Raw genomic sequence first — 21,765 nt, 5'->3', positions numbered from 1 at the left:
CCGCCGCTGAGATCGTTATCCGACACCCGTTTCGGCAGCTTGCAAAGGAAGTTGGCGGATGCCTGTGCGGGGCTTGTCGGTACCGCCAAGGCCCATCGCGATTTAGCCGTTGCTTCGCCGCCGCTCGTCGCCGGTCAGCCGGTGGATGATCGCATCCGTAACAAAGGCGGCGTCGTCGCCCACGGACAGGAACCGGCCAGACCCCCAGGTGTGCAGCCAGCCAAGGCCCAGGAAGTACATTCCGTCGCGGTCGCAGACCCCCCGCCGGTGGACGGGGCGGCCCGTGTCGTCCAGGCAATCCACCTTCAGCCAGCTGTAGTCCGGGCGGAACCCGATGCACCACAGGACCGAGGTGATCCCTTCCTCCGCTGCGTCGATCTCGGTGATCTCGCGCTCCGGCTGCCAGACCTTGCGGAAAGGGTCTGCCGGTGGCGCGTCGATGCCATGTTCGGCGATATGGGCGTCGATCATCTCGCGGATACCCAGGTAGCTTTTGTCCGCGTCATCCAGGTTCCGCCCCAGATCCGGGGCGAACCGGATCGTCGTCCCCGCCATCCCCGTGACGGATCCATAAAGCGGCAGCCCGTCGCGGGCAAAGGCGCGCAGGTCGATCTCGTGCCCGCCATCGCGCCCCGACATGTAGTGGTTGGTCTTCGCCTCCGTCGCCTTGGGGTCCGGCTGCTCTGCGATGGTGCGGTCGTAATATCCCATCTCGAACAGCCAGTCGGTGGCGTCGCGGCCGCGATAAAGGCGCGGACTGCGCGGCGCGGGGCCCACGGCCAGTGCTACGTCGCGGCCCGCGATGCGCAGATCCTCCATCAACTGCACGCCGGATTGCCCGGTGCCCACCACAAGGCAGCGGCCCTCGGGCACATCGTCGGGGCGGTGATAGTCGCGCGTGTGCAGTTGGGTGATCGACGGGTCCAGATCGGCGGCAAAGGGCGGCGTCACCGGGCGATCATAGCCGCCCGAGGCGACGATCACATGATCCGCCGACCACAGGCCCGCGTCGGTATCGACCTCGAAACCGCCATCGCCGACCCGTTCCACGCGGGTGACGGTCACGCCTTCGCGCAGGGGTGCGTCAAAGCTGTCGGCGAAGGCCTCGACATAATCGACGATGTCGTCCTTCAGCATGAACCCCTCGGGGTCGTCGCCCCGGTAGGGATGGCCGGGAAGGCGGCATTGCCAGTTCGGCGTGACAAGGCAAAATGTGTCCCAGCGCTGGTTCTTCCAGGCGTTGAACCGCACGTTCCGCTCCAGCACCACATGGTCGATGCCCGCGCGGCACAGATACCACGACGCGGACATCCCGGCCTGGCCCGCGCCGACGATGACGACGGGCAGATGGGTGCGGGTGGGGTTCAGGTCATGGATAGGCATGTGATCGTCTCCTCGGGGGAAAAGGCCGCGGCGCGGGTGGTGATGCGCGCGGCCTGCGCATCGGCGGAGCTGCAACGAAAGCCGTATTTCGCCTCGACCCGGCGCGCGGCGAGGTCGAGCCCGGCGAGGCTGCGGTCAAGGAAATCGTGTAGAGCGTAGCTTTCCCCGGCGCTCAGGTGTCTCCGGATCGCGGTCGAGGGCGAATAGCAGGTCTCTTCGCTGCCGTCGGGCCAGCGGATGCGAAAGTTGACTTCAGGCATGGGCGGGCTCCGGTGCCGGGGCGAGGCCGAGGTAGGGCTGCGCTGCGTGATCCCAAAGCGTGGCGCGGGTATCACCCGCGCACAGCGTGACGGCACTGCCGGGCGTGACCCGCCCGATGACGCCCGCCGACAGATCGCGCGCGGCTAAGCGGGTGCAGATCGCGGCCACGTCGGTGGGTTTCGCCGCCAAAAGGAAGCCGAAGCTGGGAAAGGTGACCATCCAGCGCGCCAGTGCCGTATCCGCTGGCAGGGGGATCGCGTCGGTGTCGATCTCGATGCCGACGCCGGAACATTCGGCCAGCATGACCGCGGTGCCGGCGATGCCACCCTGGCTGATGTCCTTGCCCGCGCGGACGAGACCTGCCTCGGCCAGTTCGGGCAGCAGCGCAAGGTCGCCGCGCAGCCGGTCGGGCGGGGCGCTGAGGAAGGCCGGAAAATTGTCGCTGTCGCCGGGATAGTGCCCGCGCATGTCCACGGCGGCGATCAGCGCATCGCCCGGTTCGGCATCGAAACTGGTGATCAGCGCCTTGGCGCGCCCCCAGATAGACGCCGCGAGCTGCGGCCGGTCGGTGCGCAGGTTGGAATGGCCGCCGACGATGGGCACGCCGTAGGCGGCGCTCGCCTCGGCCATGCCGCGCAGGATTTCGGCGGCGATTCCCGCATCAGGGGCCCAAAGCGCATTGGTCAGCGCCGTCGCCCGCCCGCCCATGGCCGCGATGTCCGAGACGTTTACCATCACCGCGCACCACCCCGCGAACCACGGCGCCTGCGCCACGAAGTCGTTCATGAAGCCTTCGGTCGCCATCAGCTGCCAGCCGTCGCCGTCGGGCAGCGCCGCCGCATCGTCGCCGGGGCGGCCGGGGCTGTCCTGCCCCAGTGCCAGCGCGGCGCAGACCGTGTCGATGTCGCGCTTGCCCGTCACATGGGGATGCGCGGCCAGCGTCGCGGCAAGGGCGGCGACGTCGGTCATGCCGCGCGGCGCCGTGTCAGCGCCATCCAGCCGCGCGCCGGGTCCTCGATCGGCGGATAGGCGGCGAGGTCTGCGCGCATCTTCATGTGCGGATGCCCGTGCAGGTCCTGTGCGCCCAGCGATTGCCAGTTCAGCTTTTCAAAAAGCGGCACGTTCTGCATTTGCACATAGGCCAGAAAAAGCTTGGCGCCGCGCGCATGGGCGGTGCCCACGGCCAGCCGGATAAGCTCGGCCCCCAGCCGCCCGACACGGCGATAACCCGGCGCCACGGCCAGCCGCGAGCCCCACCAGACATTCGGATCGGCCTCGTGGATGCGGACGGTGCCGACGACGTCGTCTGCCTCGGACGCCATGGTCGAGATGGCGACCAGCGGCAGCGCCACCTTGTCGACGGCGTCGCGGTCGTGATCGTCAAAGATTCCCTGTTCAGTCACGAAGGTCCGGTGGCGCAGCGAGGCAGCACCGCCGATTTCCCAGGGCAGGGTGGCCTGGCGGATCAGGAATTCCGGGGTCACGAAGGCGTCGGGCTTTTCGATGATCATGCGAGAACCCTTTCCTTCGGTGCGAATTTCTCGAAAGCCGACAGGGCCGAACAGGCCCCGCAGCGCCCGCATCCGGCCTTGATGTCGCTCGCACTCATCCCGTTGTCGCGGATCATCCGTGCCAGCGGCGGCAAGACGGAATGCATGAAGGCAGGCGTCGGCGCGGGATGACTTTCCAGCGGCGTGCCCGACACCGGCACGAAGGGCACCACGAAGGGATAGACGCCCATCGCCGTGAGCCGTTCCGAGATGTCGAGGATCGCCTCGGCAGTGTCGCCCAGACCGGCGAGGATATAGGTCGAGACCTGGCCCCAGCCGAAAACCTCGACCGCGGCGGCGAAGCTGTCGAAGTATTTCTCCAGCGGCACCTGCGCCTTGCCGGGCATGACCTCGGTGCGCAGCTCGGGGGTAACGACTTCCAGATGCATGCCAAGGCTGTCGATCCCCGCCTCATTCATGCGCCGGTGCCAGGCGTCGTCCTCGGGCGGTTCGCACTGGCCTTGCAGCGGCAGGTCGACGGCGGCGCGGATCGCCTCGGCGCTGTCGGCCAGAACCTTGGCGCCACGATCCTTGCCCGCGGGGGTGCCGGTGGTCATCACCATGTGCTTGACCCCGTCAAGCCGCACCGCGGCGGCGGCGACCTCGGCCAGTTGCCGCGGCGTCTTGTGGGCAATGGTGCGCCCGGCGGCGAGGCTTTGGCCGATGGCGCAGAACTTGCAGGACTTCTTGCGGCTCTCATACCGGATGCACGTCTGGAGTACGGTCGTCGCCAGCACATCTTTGGCATGCAGCTGCGCGATATGGCCGTAGGGCACCCCGTCGGCGGTGGCGAGATCGAGGAAACTGGCGCGCTTGGGAAAGCTCACCTCGGCAAAGAACGCGCCGTCTTTCGTGACCCGGGCGCGCCCTTGGGCATCCGGCGCATCCACGACGTAGGGGCTGTCAAAGGCGGCGTGGGTGTGGACCGGGATCATCACGGTCATTTCGTCGATTGTCACCGCCTTGTGGTCGGTCGGTCCGGCCCCGCCGCGGCGGCTGTCAGCCCCGGCTCGCGGGTCGATCATGCGCATGCCGCGGGTTTGCAGGTCGGTGATGATGCTGCCTGTGTCTGACACGGGATCAATCCTCCAGCGGGATGGGTTGGAACGGTAGTTCGGGCGCGCTCACTTGGCGGGTGACGGCCGGTGTGGGGTCGTGGCGCAAGGACAGAAGCTCGGGCCGGGCATAGTGGCCGACACTGTCCATCATGCGCTTGCGCTTGGTAACGAGGGCCATGTCGAGATCGGCGTAAAGGATGCCTTCACCTTCGGTCAGCGGCGGCACGGCGTGGCGGCCTTCGGGCGTGATGATGCAGGTCATGCAGCCGCCGCGCAGGCCCTTTTGCAGGGTCTCGTCCGGCGTCACGCTGGCGATCTGCTTCTCGGTCAGCCAGCCTGTGGCATTGACCACGAAACAGCCCGATTCCAGCGCGTGATGGCGCATGGTGACCTCGATCTGCTCGGCAAAGATCGGCCCGACCAGGCTGCCGGGAAACTGCGCCGCGTGGATTTCCTCGTGCTGGGTCATCAGCGCATAGCGGGCGAGGGGGTTGTAATGCTCCCAACAGGCCAGCGCGCCGATGCGGCCCACGCGGGTTTCGACCACCTGCAAACCGGCGCCGTCGCCCTGACCCCAGACCATGCGTTCGTGATAGGTTGGCGTGATCTTGCGCCGTTTCAAACGCAGCGTGCCGTCAGCGTCAAAGATCAGCTGCGCGTTGTAAAGCGAGCCGTGATCGCGTTCGTTGACGCCCAGAACCACGACGACGCCGTGATGGGCGCAGCGTTCGGCCACCCGCCGGGTTTCGTCCGAAGGCACGGCAACCGCCTGTTCGTAAAGCGCCAGATGCGGCTTGCCCTGCTGCACCGGCGGCAGGACGAACGAAAAATAGGGGTAATAGGGCACGAAGGTTTCGGGGAAGACGACGAATTGCGCGCCGCTCCCCGCGGCCTCGTCGATGGCGTCCAGTACCCGGGCCAGGGTCTTCTCGCGGCTGGTCAGATCGGGCGCGATCTGCACGGCGGCGGCTTTGACGATGCGCGACATGACACCTCCGGTGGGTGGGGCCGGGGCCTGCGACGGCCCCGGCAAGTTGCGGTCAGACGGTCCAGGTGTCGACGATCACGGCATTGTCGCGGACGTGGATCAGCTTGAGATCCAGCACGTCCTGCGGCGCAATGGGAATGATGCCGTCCAGCAGCGACGGCTCGCCATGGCCGTAAAGCGCCTGTAGCGCGAAGCGGCAGGCATAGACCTTGCCGCCTTCGGCCATGAACTTCTTGAGGTTGTCGGCGAAATTCTGGTGGCCCGGGAAGGCCGCATCGCCGAGCGTTGGAAAGCCGCGCTGGATGCCCAGCGTCACGCCGGGTCCGTAAAGCAGGATCGATGTCTCGAATCCCTTGCGGTTCAGCCGGATGGCGTTGAGGATGTTCACAAGGCCGATCGACCCTTCGAAGGCGACGGTGTGGAAGGTCACGAGGGCCTTCTGGCCCTCTTCCGCCTTGACGTCCTCAAAGACCTTGTCTTCGTAATCGACGAAGAAATCTCCGTCCTTGTGCTTTTCCATGGTGACTGCGGGCATGCGCTTCCTCCGGGTGTTGGGCGACGGTTTGTCTGTGTTGTGACCCGAGCGTGAGGGCGCGAAAGACTGCAATCAATATTATAATCAATTCTCCATACAATTTAACGGCGGCTATTGTCGCTTCGCCTGCTTTTCCGTCGGTTTTTTCTGAAAAAGCCGCGATACGATGCGGGAAATGCGCGACGGATGAGCGCTTAGGCCAAAAATCCATACAAAGTGCTTCAATTCCGGGGAATCGCCTGTATCGTATCTTCATGCAAAGCTGGACCCCGACCCTGCGCCGTGACGGTGCCGCCCGTTACCTGCAACTGGCCGATGCCATCGCCCAGAGCATCGACGACGGCGTGCTGAGCCTTGGGGATCGCCTGCCGCCGCAGCGGCGGCTTGCCGATCGGCTTGGCATCGACTTCACCACCGTTTCGCGCGGCTATGCCGAGGCGCAGCGCCGCGGGCTGGTCAGAAGCCATGTCGGCCGCGGAACCTTTGTCGCGCGCGACCGCGCGAGCGACAGCCCGCGCGATGCGCGGCGTCAGGCCGATATCGACCTGACCATGAACCTGCCGCCCGAGCCCGAGGATGCGGAACTTCTGGCCCGGATGCAGGATGGTCTGCAGGCGGTGTCGGCGAACATGATCGACCTGCTGCGCTACCAGTCGGTGACGGGCGGCCAGATCGACAAGGAGGCCGCATCGACCTGGCTGTCGCTTCGGGGGCTGGTTCCATCGCTCGACCGGATCGCGGTGACGCCGGGCGCCCATCCCACGATGCTGGCGATTCTCATGGGGCTTGCCACGACCGGCGATTGCCTGCTGTGCGAGGATGTGACCTATCCCGGCTTTCGCGCCATCGCGGCACGGCTGGGGCTGCGGGTGATCGGGCTTCCCGGCGATGCCGAGGGGATCGACCCCGACGCCCTGGACGACGCCATCCGCCGCCACGCGCCAAAGGCGCTGTACCTGAACCCGACGCTGCACAACCCGACGACCCGCACGATTTCGCCCGCGCGGCGCGAACGGATCGCCGAGATCATCCTCTCCCATCGCCTTCCGCTGATCGAGGATGACGCCTATGGCTTCATCCCGCCGCACCCGCCCGCGCCGCTGGCGACCTTTGCCCCCGATCTGGTCTGGCATATCGGCGGTCTGGCGAAATGCATCGGCGCCGGTCTCCGCCTCGCCTACACCGTCGCCCCCAGCAGCCACGCTGCCCGCGACCTCGCGCACCAGCTTAAGACCATTTCTGTCATGCCCTCGCCGCTGATGATGGCGCTGGCCACGCGCTGGATCACCGATGGCACCGCCGACCGCATCCGTCGTTTCATCCGCGAGGAAACACTGGCCCGGCAGGCCATCGCGGAGCAAGTGCTTGCCGGGGCCGCGTATCAGTCCGAACCCCACGCGTTCAACGTCTGGATGCAGCTGCCCGAAGGCCAGAGCCGCGCCGAGGTGATCGGACGCATGGCGGGCACCGGTGTCGGGATCATGCCCGCCGATGCCTTCACGGTCTCGGGAACGCCGTCGGAAAGCCTCAGGGTCTGCCTTGGCGGGCAGATATCACGCACCGCGCTGCACGATGCCCTGGGCCTGCTGTCCTATATCACGTCCCGCCAGGTTTGAGCGTTGTGCGTATTTGATCTCGTGCGCGGCGTGGGGGCCGACCTAGGTTTGCTGTGCCGCAGCCCCGCCGATCGCATGTTCGATCTCTTTGGAAAGCTGACGTTCCTGTTCGGCCCGCGGTTTCGATAAGCCGGCCAAAAGCAGATAGGCGACCGGGGTCAGGTAGAGCGTCGAAAGCGTGGCAAGACCAAGCCCCCCAACGATCACCCACCCCAGCGCCTCGCGCGCCTCAGCGCCCGCGCCCGTCGACAGGATCAGGGGGATGCCGCCCAGCACGGTCGATGTCATGGTCATCATCACGGGGCGCAATCGAATGGTCGAGGCGTCGTGGATCGCGCGGCGCACATCGTGGCCATCGTCCCGCAACTGATTGGCGAATTCGACAATCAGAATACCGTTCTTGGCCATGATCCCGATGAGCATGACAAGCCCGATCTGGCTGTAGACGTTCAGGCTCAGCCCGGTAAAGAGCAGCGCGAAGATCGCACAGGCCAGGCCCAGCGGCACCGTCGCCATCACCACGATGGCCGACACGAAACTCTCGAACTGCGCCGCCAGCACCAAAAGCACCACGACGATCGCGAAACCGAAGGTCAGCAGCAGGCCGGAGGTCGTTTCGTCAAGGGTCGCCGCCTCGGCCAGCGGCACAATGCGGTTTTCTTCGGCAAGCACCTCATCGGCCAGCCGGTTGACCTCTGCCAATGCGTCTCCCAGCGACAGCTCGGGCGTCAGCCCGGCGGAAATTTCGACCGATCTGTTCTGCCCCTCGCGTTCCAGTTCCGGCGCGATGGCGCGCTCCTCAAGCGTCACGAAACTCGACATCGGCACCATCTGGCCGTCGCCGGACTGCACGAAAACGTTCTGAAGATCGCCGGGATCATCGACCGGGTCAGAGGTCGAAAGCATCTGGATGTCGTAGCTGAGGTCGTCGAGGAAGACCGACCCGACGGTGCGTCCGTCCAGCACGGCGCGCAGCGCCTCGCCCAGACCCGTGATCTCGATCCCGAGGTCGGAGGCGCGGGTCCGGTCGATCTCGATGAAAAGCTGCGGCTGCGTCGTCTCGTATTCCAGCCTCACCTGACCGAGGCCCGGGTTTTCCTGCATCCGTGCGACAAGGTTCTCCGCCACATCTGCCAGTTGGTCGTAGCTGTTGCCCGTCACCGCAAAGGTCAGCCCGCGCCCGGCGCCCCGGATTCCGAGGGAATTGGGCTGGATCGCGAAGGCGCGCACCCCGATGATGCCGCGCAGCATGCCATTGATATCGCCGACAATCTCGTCCTGGCTGCGTTCACGCGCTTCCCAGGGCGCAAGCGTGAACACCATGAAGCCGCGATTGTCGGCGCCGAAACCGGTGATCGAAAAGATGTTGGCGATTTCGCCGGACTCGCGCAGCGGCGCTACCGCGTCTTCGATCTCGCGCATTTTTCGTGTGGTGTAGTCGAGTGACACGCCCTGCTGTGCCGTCACCGACAACAGCGCCACGGCGCGATCTTCGCGGGGCGTCAGCTCTTGCCGGATCGATCCGAACACCATGACTGCCGTCAGCGCGAAAAGGCCTGCGACCAGGACCACCACGAACGGCAGCGACAGCGCCACGTTCAGCGTTTTTGAATAGAGCCCCGCCAGCCGGTTGCCCAGCCAGACGAACGGCCCGCGCGGATCGGGGTCTGGCTCTTTCGTCAGAAGCCGGCTGGCCAGCGTCGGGCAAAGCGTCAGCGCCACGACCGAGGACAGCATGACCGCCATCGCGAGCGTAAAGCCGAATTCGCGGAAAAGCCCGCCCGCCTGCCCCGGAAGAAAGGAGAGCGGAATGAACACCGCCGCAAGCGTGGCGGTCGTCGTGACGACGGCAAAGAACACCTGGCGCGTGCCCATCGCCGCCGCGGCCCGCGGTCCCATGCCCTCGCTTCGTCGTCGCACAATGTTCTCGAGCACGACGATGGCGTCGTCGACCACCATGCCGGTGGCCAGAACCAGCGCAAGCAGCGTCAGGATGTTGACCGAAAACCCGACGAGGTAGATCGTGGCAAGCGTTCCGATGAGCGCGACCGGCATCGTCAGCGCCGGGATCGCCGTCGCGCGGACATTGCGCAGAAAGAGAAAGATCACCACGACGACGATGCCCACGGCGAGGCCCAGCGTCTTCATAACCTCGCTTATCGCGCCGTTGATAAAGACGGCGTCATCCGAGGTGACGAAGATCCGGATATCGTCGGGCAGGGTGCGATCGAGCTCCGCGACGACCGCGCGAACGGCGGCAGAGATTTCGAGCGTGTTGGACGTCGCCTGCCGGATCACGCCGATGCCCAGCCCGGTTTGCCCGTTGGCGCGCAGAATGGTTTCATCCCCTGCCGGTCCAAGCGACACGGACGCGACGTCACCGACGCGCACGTCGTCCGAGATCACCAACTCCTCGAATTCCTCCGGGGCCGCGACCGTGGCCGTGGTCCGGACGCTGATCGACTGGCTTGTCCCGGACAGATCACCGGCAGGGGCGTCATAGGCGACATCCGCAAGGGTTCGCCGCAGATCGGCCAACGTCAGCCCTCGGCTGGCCAGCTCTGCCATGTCGATGTCGACCCGAAAAATGGGCTCGCGGTCGCCATAGACCTGAAGATCGGCCACCCCCTCTACCGATATCAGCCGGTCTTCGACGCGTTCCTGCACGATGCGCGTCAGCTCTTGCGGGGACCGTCCGGGCGAGGTGACGGCGATCCGGATCACCGGCTGGGCATTGGCGTCGGCCTTCACGATGCGCGGCGTTTCCGCCCCTTCGGGCAACTGGTTTTCAATCCGCGCCACCGCATCGCGCGTATCGGTCGCCGCCACATCCAGATCGGCGCCTTCGTTGAAGTCGAGCGTTACGCGGCTGCGGCCGAACCGCGAGTTCGAGGAGATGTTCTTGACCCCGGCGACCCGGCCCACGGCGCCCTCGATCCGGCTGGTCACATCCTGATCGACGCTTTCGGGGGAGGCGCCTGAAAAGTCCGTCGTGATCGTGATGACCGGCCTGTCGACATTGGGCAGTTCGCGGATTTCGACACCGAAAAGCGCGGCGATGCCGGACAGGACGATCAGCGCGCTGAGCACGAAGGCGAGGATCGGCCGCCGGACAAAAAGCGCAACACCTGATCCAAGGATTGTCGCGGCATTCTCATTCCTGGACATGCGGGACCTCCTCAGAGCCGTGCGCGTTCGGTCTGCGCAGTTTCGGCCGCACCCATGTTCCGGTCGGTGGCGACAGACACCTCGGCGCCGGGGCGCAGGTTCTGCACCCCTTCGATCACCACGCTGTCGCCCACCTCAAGCTCTTCGGTCTCGACCACAACGCTGTCGCTGTTGCGCTGACGGATAATGACCGCCGCCTTCACGGCCTTGTCGTCCCGCACCGTCCAGACGAACGACCCCTCGCTGGACCATTGGACGGACAGCGGATCGACAGACAGAAGCGTTTCGCCGGGAAAGGTCATCGTGACGGAAAATGCCATTCCGGCCCGCAGCCGATCATCGCTGTTGTCGATCCGACCCTGAACGCGCAAGGTCCTGCTGGTGCGATCCACTACGTTGTCGACGGCCGTGATCTCGCCTTCGATTTCGAAGTCCGGAATGCCCAAGGCGCGTACCTCGATGGGGGTGCCTTGGGTCACCATGCCGATGGCGCGCTCGGGAATGCGGAAGTCGATCAGAAGCTCGGAACGGTCGGTGATCGTCGCGATCACGTCCTGCGGCGACACCCGGTCCCCCACGGCCAAGTCGATGACCCCCAGCCAACCCGAAATCGGCGCCGTGATGGTGCGCTGCGCAAGATCGTATTCCGCCTGCTCGGCCGCCAGTTCGGCCGTGCGCAGGGCCAGCCGCGCTTCCCTGAGCCGGACTTCGGTCACGGCACCCGTCCCGTCCAGCCGTTCGATGCGCGTCGCATCGTATTCGGCATTCGCAAGCAGGATGCGCGCGCGTTCAAGCGCAATTCTCTCGGCCTCCCCATCCAGCTGAAGAATGACGTCGTCGGCCTCCACCGCGCCGTTTTCCGCCCGAATGACGTCAACGACCTGGCCCGCGACCTCGGATCTCAGCGTCACTGACCGCACGGCCTGGCCGTCCCCGATGGCCTCGATCCGGTCGCCGATGCGTCCCTCGGTGACCTCGGCCACCACGACGCGCGTGGGTCCGCCCCGGCCAAACCCGCCCCGGCCCGCGCTTTCCTCGCCCTCCGCGGCCTCGATTCCGAGAAGATCGGCAAGCCCGGCCTTCTCCAGCCAGGGGATCGATGACGGAACATAGGTGATCCAGATGAACACTGCCGCGCCAAGGGCAATCAGAGATATCAAAGCTTGCCGAATGAAGTTCATTGAGCGCCTCTCGCGTTCGAAAAAGAGCCGGATCTGGGGCAGCCGCCACGCTGCACGTGCGATCCTTGCAGGCTAGATAGCGCGCCAGTCGTCTATTGACCCTTTCACACAGGTTCGTGATCACCATTGAAAGGCAGAAAGCCCGGGAATCCAATTGAATCTGCTGGGGGCTGCCGCTCGTTAGCGAACCGAAACTCAGATTGCCTCTTTTGTCGACGAGGGCGCGCCGACGAGACATCTCGAGGCTGCGGGGGCCTGGTGCGCCCTCTCACCAATGCCGTATTCTTAATGTCCCTCAGGCCGTCTCGTATCGCAGTCTCGAGGAACCATTGGCGGAGCGTGTTTGCCCTTAGCGAACCCGTAAAATTGAACCGGTTGATCAGCAGAAAAACCCCACGCTCGCGCCATCGACACATCCGCAAAAGAGCCTGACGCGGGCATCATGACGCGTCGACGAAATCTACAGCGAAAATGGTGTCCGACAAGGTCTACGGCTCCGAGCAAAGGCTCAAAGCTGGAGCGAAACGAGCGTGTTTTCTGGAGTAATGGTGCCCAGGAGAGGACTCGAACCTCCACGGCCTTGCGGCCACTGGCACCTGAAGCCAGCGCGTCTACCATTCCGCCACCTGGGCAGGTGTCGTGCGGGGCATTTACTGCCGGGTCGGAGTGGTGTCAACGGGGTTTTTGATGCCGGTGAAGCCTGCTGCCCGCCCGACGCGGCGATGCGGCATCTTGTGTCAGCGGCACGGGCTGGGTAGGTATGCAGCACACGTAACCGGCAGGGAGACGTCCGATGTCCAAACTCGTCACGATCTATGGCGGCTCCGGCTTTGTCGGGCGGTACATCGCGCGACGCATGGCCAAGGAAGGCTGGCGCGTGCGGGTTGCAGTGCGGCGGCCAAACGATGCGATCTTCGTTCGGCCCTACGGCGTCGTCGGTCAGGTCGAGCCGGTGCTGTGCAACATCCGCAACGAAGAGTCCGTACGGGCAGTGATGAACGGCGCCGATGCCGTGGTGAACTGCGTGGGCATCTTGGCCGAAAGCGGCAAGAATCATTTCGACACCGTGCAGGCCGAAGGGGCCGAACGCGTGGCCCGCTTGGCCGCGGCCGAAGGTGTCGCACATCTGGTGCAAATCTCGGCCATCGGCGCCGATCCCGACAGCGCCAGCGAATATGCCCGCACCAAGGCGGAAGGTGAGGCCGGTGTGCTGGAGCATTTCCCGAACGCGGTGATCCTGCGCCCGTCGATCGTCTTCGGTCCCGAAGACCAGTTCTTCAACCGCTTCGCGGCGCTGTCGCGCCTGGGGCCGATCCTGCCCGTCGTCGGCGCGGACACGCGGTTTCAGCCAGTCTATGTGGACGACGTGGCGAAGGCCGCGGTGCTGGGCGCCACCGGCAAGGCCGCGCCGGGGATCTATGAGCTGGGCGGGCCGGACATGAACACCTTCCGCGAGCTGATGGGCCAGATGCTGTCGGTGATCCGTCGGCGCAAGCTGGTGCTGAACCTGCCCTTTCCCATCGCGGGTCTGATGGCGCGGGGGATGGAACTGGGCCAGACCCTGTCGCTGGGGCTGGTCAAGGCGCAGATCACCAGGGATCAGGTGGCCAACCTTCGCAACGACAACGTCGTCGGCGACGGGGTCAAGACCTTTGCCGATCTCGGCATCACGCCCCTGTCGCTCGAGGCGGTGCTGCCGGATTACTTGTGGCGGTTCCGGCCGTCCGGGCAATACGCGGCGATCAAGGAATCGGCCCGGAACCTGCGGGCGCGCTGAAGTCCTGCGCCAAAGCCCGTGCGCGCGCGGGCCCTGTCTGCCAGCAGCAAGCGATTTCTCAGGCCACGGCCGCGCGGTCCGCGACGGGGTTGGATGGGCCCAGGCAGGCCAGATCAAAGAGTGGCGCATCCCGCCGGGCTTCATCCCAATCCAGCAATACCGGTCCGTCCTCCGTCAGGATCACGTTCCCCGGGTTGAGGTCGCTGTGAATCGCGCAGGTCGGGTGGTCGAGGATGGGTCGCCATGCGGCGCGCAAGGCGGTGACCAGCCCGGTCGGCATGATCGACAGATCGATATCCCCACCGCGATCCTGCGACAGAAGATCGGCGGCGCTGGCAAAGCCGGGTCGCTGCGGCAGGGCGGACGTCAGAAGATGAAAGGCCGTGATTCGGGGGCTTAATCCGGCAAGGTCGCTCCGGGTGGCAGGAAGGCCGGGAATCAGAGGCTCGGCGGTCCAGCCGGACTCGGCCAGATGTCCGCGCAGGCTGGGAATCAGGCCGGGCACATGAAAACCGGCAACTCTGGCGGCCTCTTGCACAGGATCCAGCCACTTCAGCGCCTCAGGGCTGCGGCGGGTCGATTTGAAGACCAGATCGCGGTCCAGGCCCACGGTGCGGAACACCCGGTTACGCGCGCCACCGGGCAGCGGGCGCAGCGGCGCGGAAACGCCCCAACGGGAAAGGTCGGGTCGGTCGGCGGACATGGCGCCGAAGTTGACACGCGGTGTGTCGGGCGGCAAGCGCGCGCCGTTTCGGACGTGCCTACTTGCTCAGCTCTTTGAAAAGATCGCCGTTGCGGCAGAACTGCGGCACCGTACCTGCGGGCAGCGCGTCACTGTCCAGCAAGGCCGCACAGGCGCAGGGGCGGGTGCAGGCGGTGCAGCGCAGCACCGCATCGTCGATTTCGGAGATCGTGATGCGCCCGCGCAGCGCCGCCTCTTCCAGGTCGATGTCCATGTGCGACGCCATCCGGTCGACCAGAATGGCGTGGCGTTTCAGTGTGCTTTGGCTTTGCATGGTACCCTCGCTGTCGGTGTGTCTTGACAGGCAGGGTAGGGCAGGGCGGCCCGCGCGACCTTGATTGAGGTCAAATGGCCCCGGCGGTGCGGCGCACGATGTCGATTCGGGCGGAATTGGGCGGATGGGTGCCCAGGAACTTGTTGCCGGGATCGGGAAGCCGGGTAAAGAACGCCGCGCCGCGTATCGGATCGTAGCCCGCGCGCTTGGTGATGATCGTGCCCAGGCGGTCGGCCTCAAGCTCGAAGTCCTTGGAATAGGTACGCGCGCCGACGGCGGCGCCCAGTTCCTCGGCCGTGCGGACACTGGCGGCATTGGCCCCGCTCATCGACGCGAGACCGGAAAAGATCACCGCCCCCACGGCGGCGTTCTGCTGCATGCGGGTCAGGTGGCCCAGGATGTGATGCGCCGCCTCGTGCCCCATGACGAAGGCCAGTTCGTCCGCATTGTCGACCGAGGCGATGAGCGCGAGGTTGAAGGCGACGATGGGACGGCCATCGCGCGCCAGGGTCTGAAACGCATTCGGGGCCTGCCCGGGCCGGTCATCGACCACGATCAGGAAATCGCAATTCATCCGCGGCGCGACCCGGCGGCATTCGCTCTCGGCCACCGGTTCGACGGTTTCCACGACCTGAACAAAGTTGCGCGCGGCGATTTCGGCGCGCTGTCGCAGATCCGCATTGGACCGCGGCGGGGCGTCGGTCGCTCGTGTGTCTTGCGACGGCGAGGGTTGCGGCGCCTGCGGCGGCAAGGGCTCGCAGGCGGCAAGTGCCGAGATCATCAGGATAAGCAACCAGCGCATGACACCTCCGTTTCGCCCTTTGATCTAGAATGCCGGGGCATCCGGGGCCAGTCACTTTTTGATCACTTGGCGGCGCGCTGCCGACGCCTATCTGAACCCCATGAGCACGGAATCCGATCCCGACCTTACGGTCGTCTACAACGACACCTGCCCGATCTGCGCGCGCGAGGTGGCGGGATACAAGCGCCGGACCCGCGCGCAGGGGCTGGACGTGACTTATCTTGGGCTGGACGAGGCCGAAATGGTCGAAGCGGGGCTGGATCGCGCCGATGCCGCCCGGCGATTCCACGTGATCCGCGACGGCGAATTGATCAGCGGCATGCCCGCCTTTGCCGTGCTCTGGGACCGGATCCCGGGCCTTCGCTGGCTGGCGCGGCTGGTGCGGCTGCCCGTGATCGCGCCATTGTCGGCAGCGCTTTACGATCATGTGGCAGCGCCGTTGCTTTTTGCCCTGCACCGGCGCCGCGAAAGGCTGGGCAAGGCCTGGCATCGCGGATAGGCTGCGGGCATGTTCAGCATAGAGCACGAATTCGACGCGACCGTGGTGACCCTTGTGGATGAAGGCGAAAGCCCCCTGCAGGAGGATGTCGTTGTCCATTCCTTCGAAGAATGCATCACCGTCGAACAATACGATCCGCGCACCGACAGGGTGCACAAGATCACCTTTTCGATCTCTCAGATGCGCGACCTGGCGGCGGCGATTTCGCTGCCCGAAGGGGTTTATTCCCGGTCCGGCGACCGCTAGCCGGCATCGCGCTACGCGCAAAACGGTTGAATCTTCCGGCTGCTGTGCAGACATATGCCGCAGTTGAAGGAGATGCCGATGCCCGATCCCAACCCCGCCGCGCTGGACTTTCTGCTGACCCGCCGGTCCCGCCCCGCCAAGACGCTCAACGCCCCTGCGCCGGCGCGCGAGGCGCTGATGCCGATCCTGCAGGCGGCTGCACGCACGCCGGATCATGGCAAGCTGGAACCCTGGCGGATGATCGTGCTGGAACGCGCGGCGCTTGACCGGCTGGCCGGTGCGGCAACCGACCATGCGGCAAAGCTGGGGCTGGAGCCTGAGGTGGCCGAGAAGGGTCGCAAGCAATTCGCCGACAGCCCGCTTTGCGTCGCGGTGATCGAGGTGCAGCGCGCCTCGCCCAAGATCCCCGAGATCGAGCAGACCTATTCCGCCGGGGCGGTGTGCCTGGCCCTGCTCAACGCGGCACTTGCGTCGGGCTGGGGCGCCAACTGGCTGTCCGGCTGGGTCGCGCATGACCGCGCCTTTGTCGAGGCGCATCTGGGCCTGGGCGCCAACGAACGCGTGGCGGGCTACCTGCACCTCGGCACCGAAAGCAGTGTGCCGCCCGATCGCCCGCGCCCAGACCTGGACACCATCACGACCTGGGTGTCCGCGTGATCTTCGGCTCGTTCTTCAGCGCGTTGGGGCAGATCGGCGATCCGCGTTTTCGCAAGGTTCTGCTGCTCGGCATCGGCCTCACGTTTGCGCTGCTCGTGCTGTTCTACGCGGGCTTCCTGTGGCTGCTGTCCTCGCTTTTCGGCGATGAGGTGACGGTGCCGCTGGTGGGCGAGGTGACGTGGCTCAATGATCTGCTGACCTGGGGGTCTTTCGGGGTCATGATGCTGCTGTCGATTTTCCTGATGGTCCCGGTCGCGTCGGCCATCACGTCTATGTTCCTGGAAGAGGTGGCGCAGGCGGTCGAGGACAGGCACTATCCGCACCTGCCACCTGCGCAAAAGGTGCCGTTCGGTGATGCGGTGCGCGACACGCTGAATTTTCTGGGTGTGCTGATCGGCGCGAACCTGCTGGCGCTGATTGCCTATGCGTTCTTTCCCCCGTTCTCACCGCTCATTTTCTGGGGTCTGAACGGTTTCCTGCTGGGCCGGGAATACTTCACCCTCGCCGCCATGCGGCGGGTCGGGCGCGACGGCGCGAAGGCCATGCGCCGCGATAACCTGGGCACCATCTGGATCGCCGGGATCCTGATGGCCATGCCTCTGTCGGTGCCGCTGGTGAACCTGCTGATCCCGATTCTCGGGGCCGCGACCTTTACCCACCTGTTCCATCGGATTGCGCAGCGGGCGCCATCCGGTTGAAAAAGTCGATGTCGCGGACCGTGATCACCCCCGACAGGATGATCGTGGCCAGGATCGCCCAGAGGATCGCCGCCACGCCGGTGGTGATCCACGCCTTTTTCTTGAGGTTGTGCACCTCGGGCGATCCGGCATGCGTGCCTTCGACCACCTCGCCGACATCGCCCTGGGTCTGCAGGCGGATCGGGATGGCGACCAGGAAGGTCAGGAACCAGAGAACGGCATAGAGGACGAGGGCGGATGTGATTCCCATGGGGCGGGGTCCTTCGGTTGCGGCTGGGGTGGGATGTAAGGCCTGGTCAGACCTGTTCCAGTTCCACCAGGCAGCCGTTGAAATCCTTGGGATGCAGGAACAGCACAGGTTTGCCATGCGCGCCGATCTTCGGCTCGCCGCTGCCCAGCACCCGCGCGCCGGTCGATTTCAGGTGATCGCGTGCGGCCAGAATATCGTCGACCTCGTAGCAGACATGATGAATGCCGCCCGCCGGGTTCTTTTCCAGAAAGCCGTTGATCGGGCTGTCGTCGCCCAGCGGATACAGCAGTTCGATCTTGGTGTTGGGCAGTTCGATGAACACCACCGTGACGCCGTGATCGGGTTCGTCCTGCGGAGCGCCGACCTTTGCGCCAAGCGCGCTGCGGTACTGCTCTGACGCCGCCTCCAGATCCGGCACGGCGATGGCGACATGGTTCAGACGACCGATCATGGCAAAACTCCCTTGCTGCGACTTTGCCGGTTATGACCGCCGCGGACGGGCAGGGCAAGGCGACACAACGACCGGATTTTTCCAGCAGCCTTAAGGAACGATTAGCTATGCTGTCGCATGGTGAGTCGCGTAACGCGGGTACGGAGGCTGCCATGAACGACACTGAACATTCCCCGGATTGGGCCCAACGGCCGACCCGGCAAAGGCCCCTTCTGGGGCTGACCATCCTGGTGGTGGAAGACAGCAAATTCGCCTGCGACGCGCTGCGGCTTTTGTGCCTGCGCAGCGGCGCGCGCATCCGCCGGGCGGATTGCCTGCAATCGGCGCGGCGGCATCTGCAGGTCTACCGCCCGTCTGTGGCCATTGTCGACATGTTCCTGCCCGACGGATCGGGCGCCGACCTGATCGCCGAACTGGCGTCTGCCTCGCCGCGGATCGGCGTGATCCTTGGGCTGAGTGGCGACAGCGCCGCCGGATCCGAGGCGCTTGAGGCAGGTGCCGACGGGTTCCTGGAAAAGCCGTTTGCGGGCGTTGCCGCCTTCCAGCACGCGATCCTGTCGCACCTGTCGCCGGATCGGCAGCCCGTCGGTCTGCGCGCCGCCGACACCGCGCCCGTCACCCCCGATCGGATCACCTATCGCGAGGATATGGCCCACGCGGCAGAGGCGCTGGGGGATGCCACCGATGGCCACAAGGTCGATTACGTGGCGCAGTTCCTGATCGGTGTCGGGCGAATCGCCGATGACGGCACGCTGGTCTCGGCGGCCGAGGCGTTGACCAGTGCGCGCAGCCAGGGCGAACCGGTGCAGGCCCGGATCGCGCAGTTGGCGGGGCTGGTGCAGGACAGGCTGACCTCGCGTGCGGTGATCTGAGGACGGGCGGGCGTTACAGGATCAGCTTGGGGTCATCGCCCATGTCCACGCCCGGGAAAACGGTTTGCGATATGGTGCTGAGCGGCAGGCCGTAAAGACTGTGCAGCAGCCACCCCAGGTGCGCGCGCAGGTCGCGGGTCGGCATCAGGTCGCGGCGCTGGTACAGGCTCGCCTCGTCCAGCCCGGGCCAGTCGCCCAGCACCCGGCCGCCACGCAGCGCGCCCCCGGCCAGCAGCATCAGCCCGCCGGTGCCGTGATCGGTGCCATCCGACCCGTTGCGCCGGGCGGTGCGCCCGAATTCCGTCACCGCAACCACTGTCGTCCGCTTCCAGACCTGGCCGCCCAGACCCTTCTGCAGGCCAAGGATCGCCTCTGACAGCCGGCTCAGCCCGCGCGCCAGCACCCGGTCCTGTGACCGGTGCGTGTCCCAGCCGCTGATCGAAAAGGACGCGATTCGCGTGTCGGCGCGCAGGCGCTTGGCGGCAAACTCGGCAATCCGCGTTTCGGCGCCGCCACGCCCGACGCTCTGCATGTCCGATTTGACCATCGACAGCATCTTGCGGCGGCCACCCTCCACCGCCACGGCATCGCCATCGCTGTCGGCAATCTCGAGCGCTTGTTCCATCGTGGCGCTGAACACCGGGTCGTCCTGCATCACCAGCTGCGCCAGCCTCAGCGCCTGCGGGCTGAGCGCCAGATCGCTTTCCGGGGCCCAGCGGGCCACCGGCGCCGCCCCGTCCAGAATGGCCATGCCGTCGCGCCCGATGGCATAGGCGGTTTCGGCCGTCGCCCCGCTTTGCAGGCCCACCACGCGGTTGAGCCAGCCGCCACCCGACCGGCCTTGGCCCAGATCGGTCAGCCCGGCCTCGAGCAGGTCCTGCCCGTCGAAATGGCTGCGCTTGTCGCGGTAGGGGGTCGACACCGCGTGCACAAACCCCAGCTGCCCGTCCTTCCAGAGCGGCAGAAGCGGCCGCAGCGCCGGGTGCAGCGCGAAATAGCCGTCAAGGTCCACCGGCCCCTCCGGATCGCCCAGGGCAGGCGCGCCGCGCAACCCGGCAAAGGCCGGATCGCCGTAGGGCTGGACCACGTCCAGCCCGTCCATGCCGCCGCGCAGCACGATCACCACCAGCCGGTTGTCGCCGGGCACGGCGGCAAAGCTGAGCGGCGTGACCAGCGGGCTGGCGGCCAGCGAACAGCCGATCAGCGCGGAACGGCCCAGAAAGGCGCGGCGGTTGAGCATCTCGGTCATGTCACATCCTCTGAAACGCGGGCGAGGCCAGGACAAGCCCGATCCCGTCCCAGCGGGTTTCGGCGGCCCCGGCGACAAAGTGCACGTTCGGCGTGGCCCGCGCGCCCAGGGCGGTGCGCACGAATTCGCGCGGATCGGGCAGTTCGGGGCGCAGGGTCTGCGGCACTGCCACGGCCCATTGCAACCGCGCCGCCAGCCCCTGCGGTGTCAGCCAGGCGGTGTCTTCCTCGGGCAGACCATCCGGCCCGTCGGGCCGTTCCCAGATATGCCCCATCAGCGCCAGCGGCCGCGCGACGTGCAGCCGCATGTCCCGTTCGTCAAGCGTGTCGAGCGCGTCGGGCCGCACCGCCAGCGCCCGCAGGGCCGAGCTCACGAATTCGAAGGGCGGCTTGATGTTGGGGGCGGCCACCTCCCACGCGGCGGGATGGGTCAGCAGGACGCGGTAGACCTCGGTCAGCTGCCCGCCGGTTTCTAGAAACCGCGCCTCCAGCGCCGCGACAAGGCCCTCGTCCGGTGTGTCCGAGGTGAAATGCACCGCCAGCTTGCGCGCGATGTGCCGGGCCGTCGCGGGATGGCGTGCCAGATCGCGCAGCGCCGCCTTCACGTCGCGCACATGCGCCTGTCCGCCGCCATAGCTTTTTCCCAGGACCGTTTCGGCGCCGGGTTCGGCCCAGTCCTTGCGGAACTTGAACCCGGTCTCGGGCGCCAGCGTGACCCCTGTCAAAAGCTCGGCCAGTTCGCGCACGTCGGTCTGCGTGTAGGGCCCCCCGACCCCCAGCGTGTGCAGTTCCAGCAGTTCCCGCGCCAGGTTTTCGTTCAGCCCCTTCAACCGCCCGCCCTTTTGCGCGCGCGGCGAATTCGGGCCGACAGAGCTTTGCTGGTCGAGGTAATGCACCATCAGCGGATGCAGCACCGTCGAGATTAGCAGATCTTCGAACCTCGCGGTGATCATCGGGCGGATGGCGCTTTCGACATAGGGCGAGGTGCCGCGGCGGATGACCCCGGCCTTGCCGGTCGCGGTGAAATGATCCGCCCAGAAAAACGTCAGCCGTTCGCGCAGCGGCGCGTCGGTCCAGATCCGGCGCGACAGGTGGCGGCCCAGCCAGACGAACTGCGCCTTGCGGGCCTTCTGGTTCAGCACCTTGATGCCCTTGCGCGCCTCTGCCGCTTCGGGCGTTCCGCGGTTCTTGCGCCGGATGCGGGTCAGCGACAGCCGGTATTTCATGCGGTTCAGGAAGGTCTCAAAGGTTTCGACCGGGAATTTGGCGGCAACACTGTCGGGCGCCTTAAGCGTGGCCAGCATCGCCTCGGCCGAGGCGGGCGGGGGCACGACCGGCGACAGGCCGCAGCCGAACCGGATGTCGGCCGTTTGGGGATCGAAAGACATCGCTCTGCTCTTTTGCTTTTCTCAGTCGATACTACCCGATCTCGCCGCGCCGAAACAGCACCGCCGCATCACATTCGCGCGGCCTCGGGCAGGGATGGGCGAAATGGCGCGTAGCCGGACC

23 protein-coding genes and 1 tRNA gene are annotated in these 21,765 nt (G+C 66.1%); 7 read left to right on the top strand and 17 right to left on the bottom strand.

The window, feature by feature from the left end; genetic code table 11:
- Nucleotides 1-102: 102 nt before the first annotated feature.
- The 7 genes from ACOXXX_RS14795 to ACOXXX_RS14765 are packed head-to-tail and all read right to left on the bottom strand — an operon-like array spanning nt 103 to nt 5,775.
- A complete protein-coding gene (locus tag ACOXXX_RS14795; protein WP_422827375.1) occupies nt 103-1,383 on the bottom strand; it encodes an MSMEG_0569 family flavin-dependent oxidoreductase in 1,281 nt (426 codons plus the stop codon).
- Nucleotides 1,365-1,643 carry an MSMEG_0570 family nitrogen starvation response protein gene (locus tag ACOXXX_RS14790; protein ID WP_422827374.1) on the bottom strand — a complete coding sequence of 93 codons (279 nt, stop codon included), beginning with the start codon at nt 1,641-1,643 and terminating at the stop codon, nt 1,365-1,367. The genes ACOXXX_RS14795 and ACOXXX_RS14790 overlap by 19 nt, the downstream gene beginning before the upstream one ends.
- Nucleotides 1,636-2,613, bottom strand: coding sequence for a sll0787 family AIR synthase-like protein (locus tag ACOXXX_RS14785; protein WP_422827373.1), 978 nt, complete (start codon nt 2,611-2,613; stop codon nt 1,636-1,638). Before ACOXXX_RS14785 ends, ACOXXX_RS14790 begins: the two co-directional genes overlap by 8 nt.
- Nucleotides 2,610-3,155: an MSMEG_0567/Sll0786 family nitrogen starvation N-acetyltransferase gene (locus tag ACOXXX_RS14780; protein ID WP_422827372.1), complete on the bottom strand. Its 546-nt coding sequence runs from the start codon at nt 3,153-3,155 to the stop codon at nt 2,610-2,612. The genes ACOXXX_RS14785 and ACOXXX_RS14780 overlap by 4 nt, the downstream gene beginning before the upstream one ends.
- A complete protein-coding gene (locus ACOXXX_RS14775; RefSeq protein ID WP_422827371.1) occupies nt 3,152-4,270 on the bottom strand; it encodes an MSMEG_0568 family radical SAM protein in 1,119 nt (372 codons plus the stop codon). The genes ACOXXX_RS14780 and ACOXXX_RS14775 overlap by 4 nt, the downstream gene beginning before the upstream one ends.
- Before the next feature lie 4 nt (nt 4,271-4,274).
- Nucleotides 4,275-5,240, bottom strand: a complete 966-nt coding sequence (locus ACOXXX_RS14770) for a Nit6803 family nitrilase (RefSeq protein WP_422827370.1) — start codon at nt 5,238-5,240, stop codon at nt 4,275-4,277.
- Between the two features lie 52 nt (nt 5,241-5,292).
- Complete coding sequence (locus ACOXXX_RS14765; RefSeq protein ID WP_422827369.1) at nt 5,293-5,775, bottom strand: MSMEG_0572/Sll0783 family nitrogen starvation response protein; 483 nt, start codon at nt 5,773-5,775, stop codon at nt 5,293-5,295.
- Nucleotides 5,776-6,029: 254 nt separating this feature from the next.
- Between ACOXXX_RS14765 and ACOXXX_RS14760 the strand changes: the two genes are divergently transcribed.
- Nucleotides 6,030-7,391 (top strand): PLP-dependent aminotransferase family protein, encoded by a 1,362-nt coding sequence (locus ACOXXX_RS14760; RefSeq protein WP_422827368.1) that lies wholly within the window; start codon nt 6,030-6,032, stop codon nt 7,389-7,391.
- Between the two features lie 42 nt (nt 7,392-7,433).
- Here the strand turns inward: ACOXXX_RS14760 and ACOXXX_RS14755 are convergent, their stop codons facing one another.
- From ACOXXX_RS14755 to ACOXXX_RS14745, 3 genes are all read right to left on the bottom strand, one after another.
- A complete protein-coding gene (locus ACOXXX_RS14755) occupies nt 7,434-10,559 on the bottom strand; it encodes an efflux RND transporter permease subunit (RefSeq protein ID WP_422827367.1) in 3,126 nt (1,041 codons plus the stop codon).
- A gap of 11 nt (nt 10,560-10,570) precedes the next feature.
- Nucleotides 10,571-11,719, bottom strand: a complete 1,149-nt coding sequence (locus tag ACOXXX_RS14750; protein WP_422827366.1) for an efflux RND transporter periplasmic adaptor subunit — start codon at nt 11,717-11,719, stop codon at nt 10,571-10,573.
- A 567-nt stretch (nt 11,720-12,286) separates the two neighbouring features.
- Nucleotides 12,287-12,372: transfer RNA gene (locus tag ACOXXX_RS14745), tRNA-Leu, on the bottom strand.
- A gap of 161 nt (nt 12,373-12,533) precedes the next feature.
- On the opposite strand from ACOXXX_RS14745, the gene ACOXXX_RS14740 reads away from it, so the two are divergent.
- The gene (locus ACOXXX_RS14740) at nt 12,534-13,517 is read left to right on the top strand and encodes a complex I NDUFA9 subunit family protein (RefSeq protein WP_422827365.1); all 984 of its coding nucleotides are present in this window, start codon (nt 12,534-12,536) and stop codon (nt 13,515-13,517) included.
- A 58-nt stretch (nt 13,518-13,575) separates the two neighbouring features.
- Here the strand turns inward: ACOXXX_RS14740 and ACOXXX_RS14735 are convergent, their stop codons facing one another.
- From ACOXXX_RS14735 to ACOXXX_RS14725, 3 genes are all read right to left on the bottom strand, one after another.
- Nucleotides 13,576-14,220 (bottom strand): phosphotransferase, encoded by a 645-nt coding sequence (locus tag ACOXXX_RS14735; RefSeq protein WP_422827364.1) that lies wholly within the window; start codon nt 14,218-14,220, stop codon nt 13,576-13,578.
- A gap of 58 nt (nt 14,221-14,278) precedes the next feature.
- Nucleotides 14,279-14,533, bottom strand: a complete 255-nt coding sequence (locus ACOXXX_RS14730) for a DUF6455 family protein (RefSeq protein WP_422827363.1) — start codon at nt 14,531-14,533, stop codon at nt 14,279-14,281.
- A gap of 70 nt (nt 14,534-14,603) precedes the next feature.
- Nucleotides 14,604-15,335: a M48 family metallopeptidase gene (locus ACOXXX_RS14725; RefSeq protein ID WP_422827362.1), complete on the bottom strand. Its 732-nt coding sequence runs from the start codon at nt 15,333-15,335 to the stop codon at nt 14,604-14,606.
- Nucleotides 15,336-15,435: 100 nt separating this feature from the next.
- On the opposite strand from ACOXXX_RS14725, the gene ACOXXX_RS14720 reads away from it, so the two are divergent.
- The 4 genes from ACOXXX_RS14720 to ACOXXX_RS14705 all read left to right on the top strand — a co-directional run bounded on the left by ACOXXX_RS14720 (nt 15,436) and on the right by ACOXXX_RS14705 (nt 17,435).
- Complete coding sequence (locus ACOXXX_RS14720; protein WP_422827361.1) at nt 15,436-15,834, top strand: thiol-disulfide oxidoreductase DCC family protein; 399 nt, start codon at nt 15,436-15,438, stop codon at nt 15,832-15,834.
- Nucleotides 15,835-15,843: 9 nt separating this feature from the next.
- A complete protein-coding gene (locus tag ACOXXX_RS14715) occupies nt 15,844-16,080 on the top strand; it encodes a hypothetical protein (RefSeq protein WP_422827360.1) in 237 nt (78 codons plus the stop codon).
- A gap of 78 nt (nt 16,081-16,158) precedes the next feature.
- On the top strand, nt 16,159-16,737 hold the full coding sequence (locus tag ACOXXX_RS14710; protein ID WP_422827359.1) for a nitroreductase family protein: 579 nt from the start codon (nt 16,159-16,161) through the stop codon (nt 16,735-16,737).
- The gene (locus ACOXXX_RS14705) at nt 16,734-17,435 is read left to right on the top strand and encodes an EI24 domain-containing protein (RefSeq protein ID WP_422827358.1); all 702 of its coding nucleotides are present in this window, start codon (nt 16,734-16,736) and stop codon (nt 17,433-17,435) included. Before ACOXXX_RS14710 ends, ACOXXX_RS14705 begins: the two co-directional genes overlap by 4 nt.
- Here the strand turns inward: ACOXXX_RS14705 and ACOXXX_RS14700 are convergent.
- Both ACOXXX_RS14700 and mce read right to left on the bottom strand, forming a co-directional pair.
- Nucleotides 17,389-17,685 (bottom strand): DUF1467 family protein, encoded by a 297-nt coding sequence (locus ACOXXX_RS14700; RefSeq protein ID WP_422827357.1) that lies wholly within the window; start codon nt 17,683-17,685, stop codon nt 17,389-17,391. The two genes, ACOXXX_RS14705 and ACOXXX_RS14700, sit on opposite strands and share 47 nt — an antisense overlap.
- Nucleotides 17,686-17,731: 46 nt before the next feature.
- A complete protein-coding gene (gene mce / locus ACOXXX_RS14695; RefSeq protein ID WP_422827356.1) occupies nt 17,732-18,136 on the bottom strand; it encodes a methylmalonyl-CoA epimerase in 405 nt (134 codons plus the stop codon).
- Between the two features lie 152 nt (nt 18,137-18,288).
- Here mce and ACOXXX_RS14690 point away from each other — a divergent pair, with 152 nt between their 5' ends.
- The gene (locus ACOXXX_RS14690; RefSeq protein ID WP_422827355.1) at nt 18,289-19,008 is read left to right on the top strand and encodes a response regulator; all 720 of its coding nucleotides are present in this window, start codon (nt 18,289-18,291) and stop codon (nt 19,006-19,008) included.
- A gap of 13 nt (nt 19,009-19,021) precedes the next feature.
- Here the strand turns inward: ACOXXX_RS14690 and ACOXXX_RS14685 are convergent, their stop codons facing one another.
- A complete protein-coding gene (locus tag ACOXXX_RS14685; protein WP_422827354.1) occupies nt 19,022-20,257 on the bottom strand; it encodes a DUF1501 domain-containing protein in 1,236 nt (411 codons plus the stop codon).
- A gap of 1 nt (nt 20,258) precedes the next feature.
- The gene (locus ACOXXX_RS14680; protein WP_422827353.1) at nt 20,259-21,644 is read right to left on the bottom strand and encodes a DUF1800 domain-containing protein; all 1,386 of its coding nucleotides are present in this window, start codon (nt 21,642-21,644) and stop codon (nt 20,259-20,261) included.
- Nucleotides 21,645-21,765: the final 121 nt, after the last annotated feature.

It is taken from the genome of Thalassococcus sp. BH17M4-6 (assembly GCF_049323015.1).
In the GTDB taxonomy this organism is placed as follows: Bacteria; Pseudomonadota; Alphaproteobacteria; order Rhodobacterales; family Rhodobacteraceae; genus Puniceibacterium.
This window is presented reverse-complemented; position numbering and strand designations above follow the sequence as displayed.

Excerpts from the sequence above, each read along its gene's own strand:
- ACOXXX_RS14710 (WP_422827359.1), top strand. The coding sequence starts at position 16,159 with ATGCCCGATCCCAACCCCGCCGCGCTGGACTTTCTGCTGACCCGCCGG.
- ACOXXX_RS14690 (WP_422827355.1), top strand. The coding sequence starts at position 18,289 with ATGAACGACACTGAACATTCCCCGGATTGGGCCCAACGGCCGACCCGG.
- ACOXXX_RS14755 (WP_422827367.1), bottom strand. The coding sequence starts at position 10,559 with ATGTCCAGGAATGAGAATGCCGCGACAATCCTTGGATCAGGTGTTGCG.
- ACOXXX_RS14780 (WP_422827372.1), bottom strand. The coding sequence starts at position 3,155 with ATGATCATCGAAAAGCCCGACGCCTTCGTGACCCCGGAATTCCTGATC.
- ACOXXX_RS14785 (WP_422827373.1), bottom strand. The coding sequence starts at position 2,613 with ATGACCGACGTCGCCGCCCTTGCCGCGACGCTGGCCGCGCATCCCCAT.
- mce (WP_422827356.1), bottom strand. The coding sequence starts at position 18,136 with ATGATCGGTCGTCTGAACCATGTCGCCATCGCCGTGCCGGATCTGGAG.
- ACOXXX_RS14795 (WP_422827375.1), bottom strand. The coding sequence starts at position 1,383 with ATGCCTATCCATGACCTGAACCCCACCCGCACCCATCTGCCCGTCGTC.
- ACOXXX_RS14735 (WP_422827364.1), bottom strand. The coding sequence starts at position 14,220 with ATGTCCGCCGACCGACCCGACCTTTCCCGTTGGGGCGTTTCCGCGCCG.
- ACOXXX_RS14685 (WP_422827354.1), bottom strand. The coding sequence starts at position 20,257 with ATGACCGAGATGCTCAACCGCCGCGCCTTTCTGGGCCGTTCCGCGCTG.
- ACOXXX_RS14740 (WP_422827365.1), top strand. The coding sequence starts at position 12,534 with ATGTCCAAACTCGTCACGATCTATGGCGGCTCCGGCTTTGTCGGGCGG.
- ACOXXX_RS14790 (WP_422827374.1), bottom strand. The coding sequence starts at position 1,643 with ATGCCTGAAGTCAACTTTCGCATCCGCTGGCCCGACGGCAGCGAAGAG.
- ACOXXX_RS14730 (WP_422827363.1), bottom strand. The coding sequence starts at position 14,533 with ATGCAAAGCCAAAGCACACTGAAACGCCACGCCATTCTGGTCGACCGG.
- ACOXXX_RS14720 (WP_422827361.1), top strand. The coding sequence starts at position 15,436 with ATGAGCACGGAATCCGATCCCGACCTTACGGTCGTCTACAACGACACC.
- ACOXXX_RS14725 (WP_422827362.1), bottom strand. The coding sequence starts at position 15,335 with ATGCGCTGGTTGCTTATCCTGATGATCTCGGCACTTGCCGCCTGCGAG.
- ACOXXX_RS14715 (WP_422827360.1), top strand. The coding sequence starts at position 15,844 with ATGTTCAGCATAGAGCACGAATTCGACGCGACCGTGGTGACCCTTGTG.
- ACOXXX_RS14700 (WP_422827357.1), bottom strand. The coding sequence starts at position 17,685 with ATGGGAATCACATCCGCCCTCGTCCTCTATGCCGTTCTCTGGTTCCTG.
- ACOXXX_RS14770 (WP_422827370.1), bottom strand. The coding sequence starts at position 5,240 with ATGTCGCGCATCGTCAAAGCCGCCGCCGTGCAGATCGCGCCCGATCTG.
- ACOXXX_RS14680 (WP_422827353.1), bottom strand. The coding sequence starts at position 21,644 with ATGTCTTTCGATCCCCAAACGGCCGACATCCGGTTCGGCTGCGGCCTG.
- ACOXXX_RS14760 (WP_422827368.1), top strand. The coding sequence starts at position 6,030 with ATGCAAAGCTGGACCCCGACCCTGCGCCGTGACGGTGCCGCCCGTTAC.
- ACOXXX_RS14765 (WP_422827369.1), bottom strand. The coding sequence starts at position 5,775 with ATGCCCGCAGTCACCATGGAAAAGCACAAGGACGGAGATTTCTTCGTC.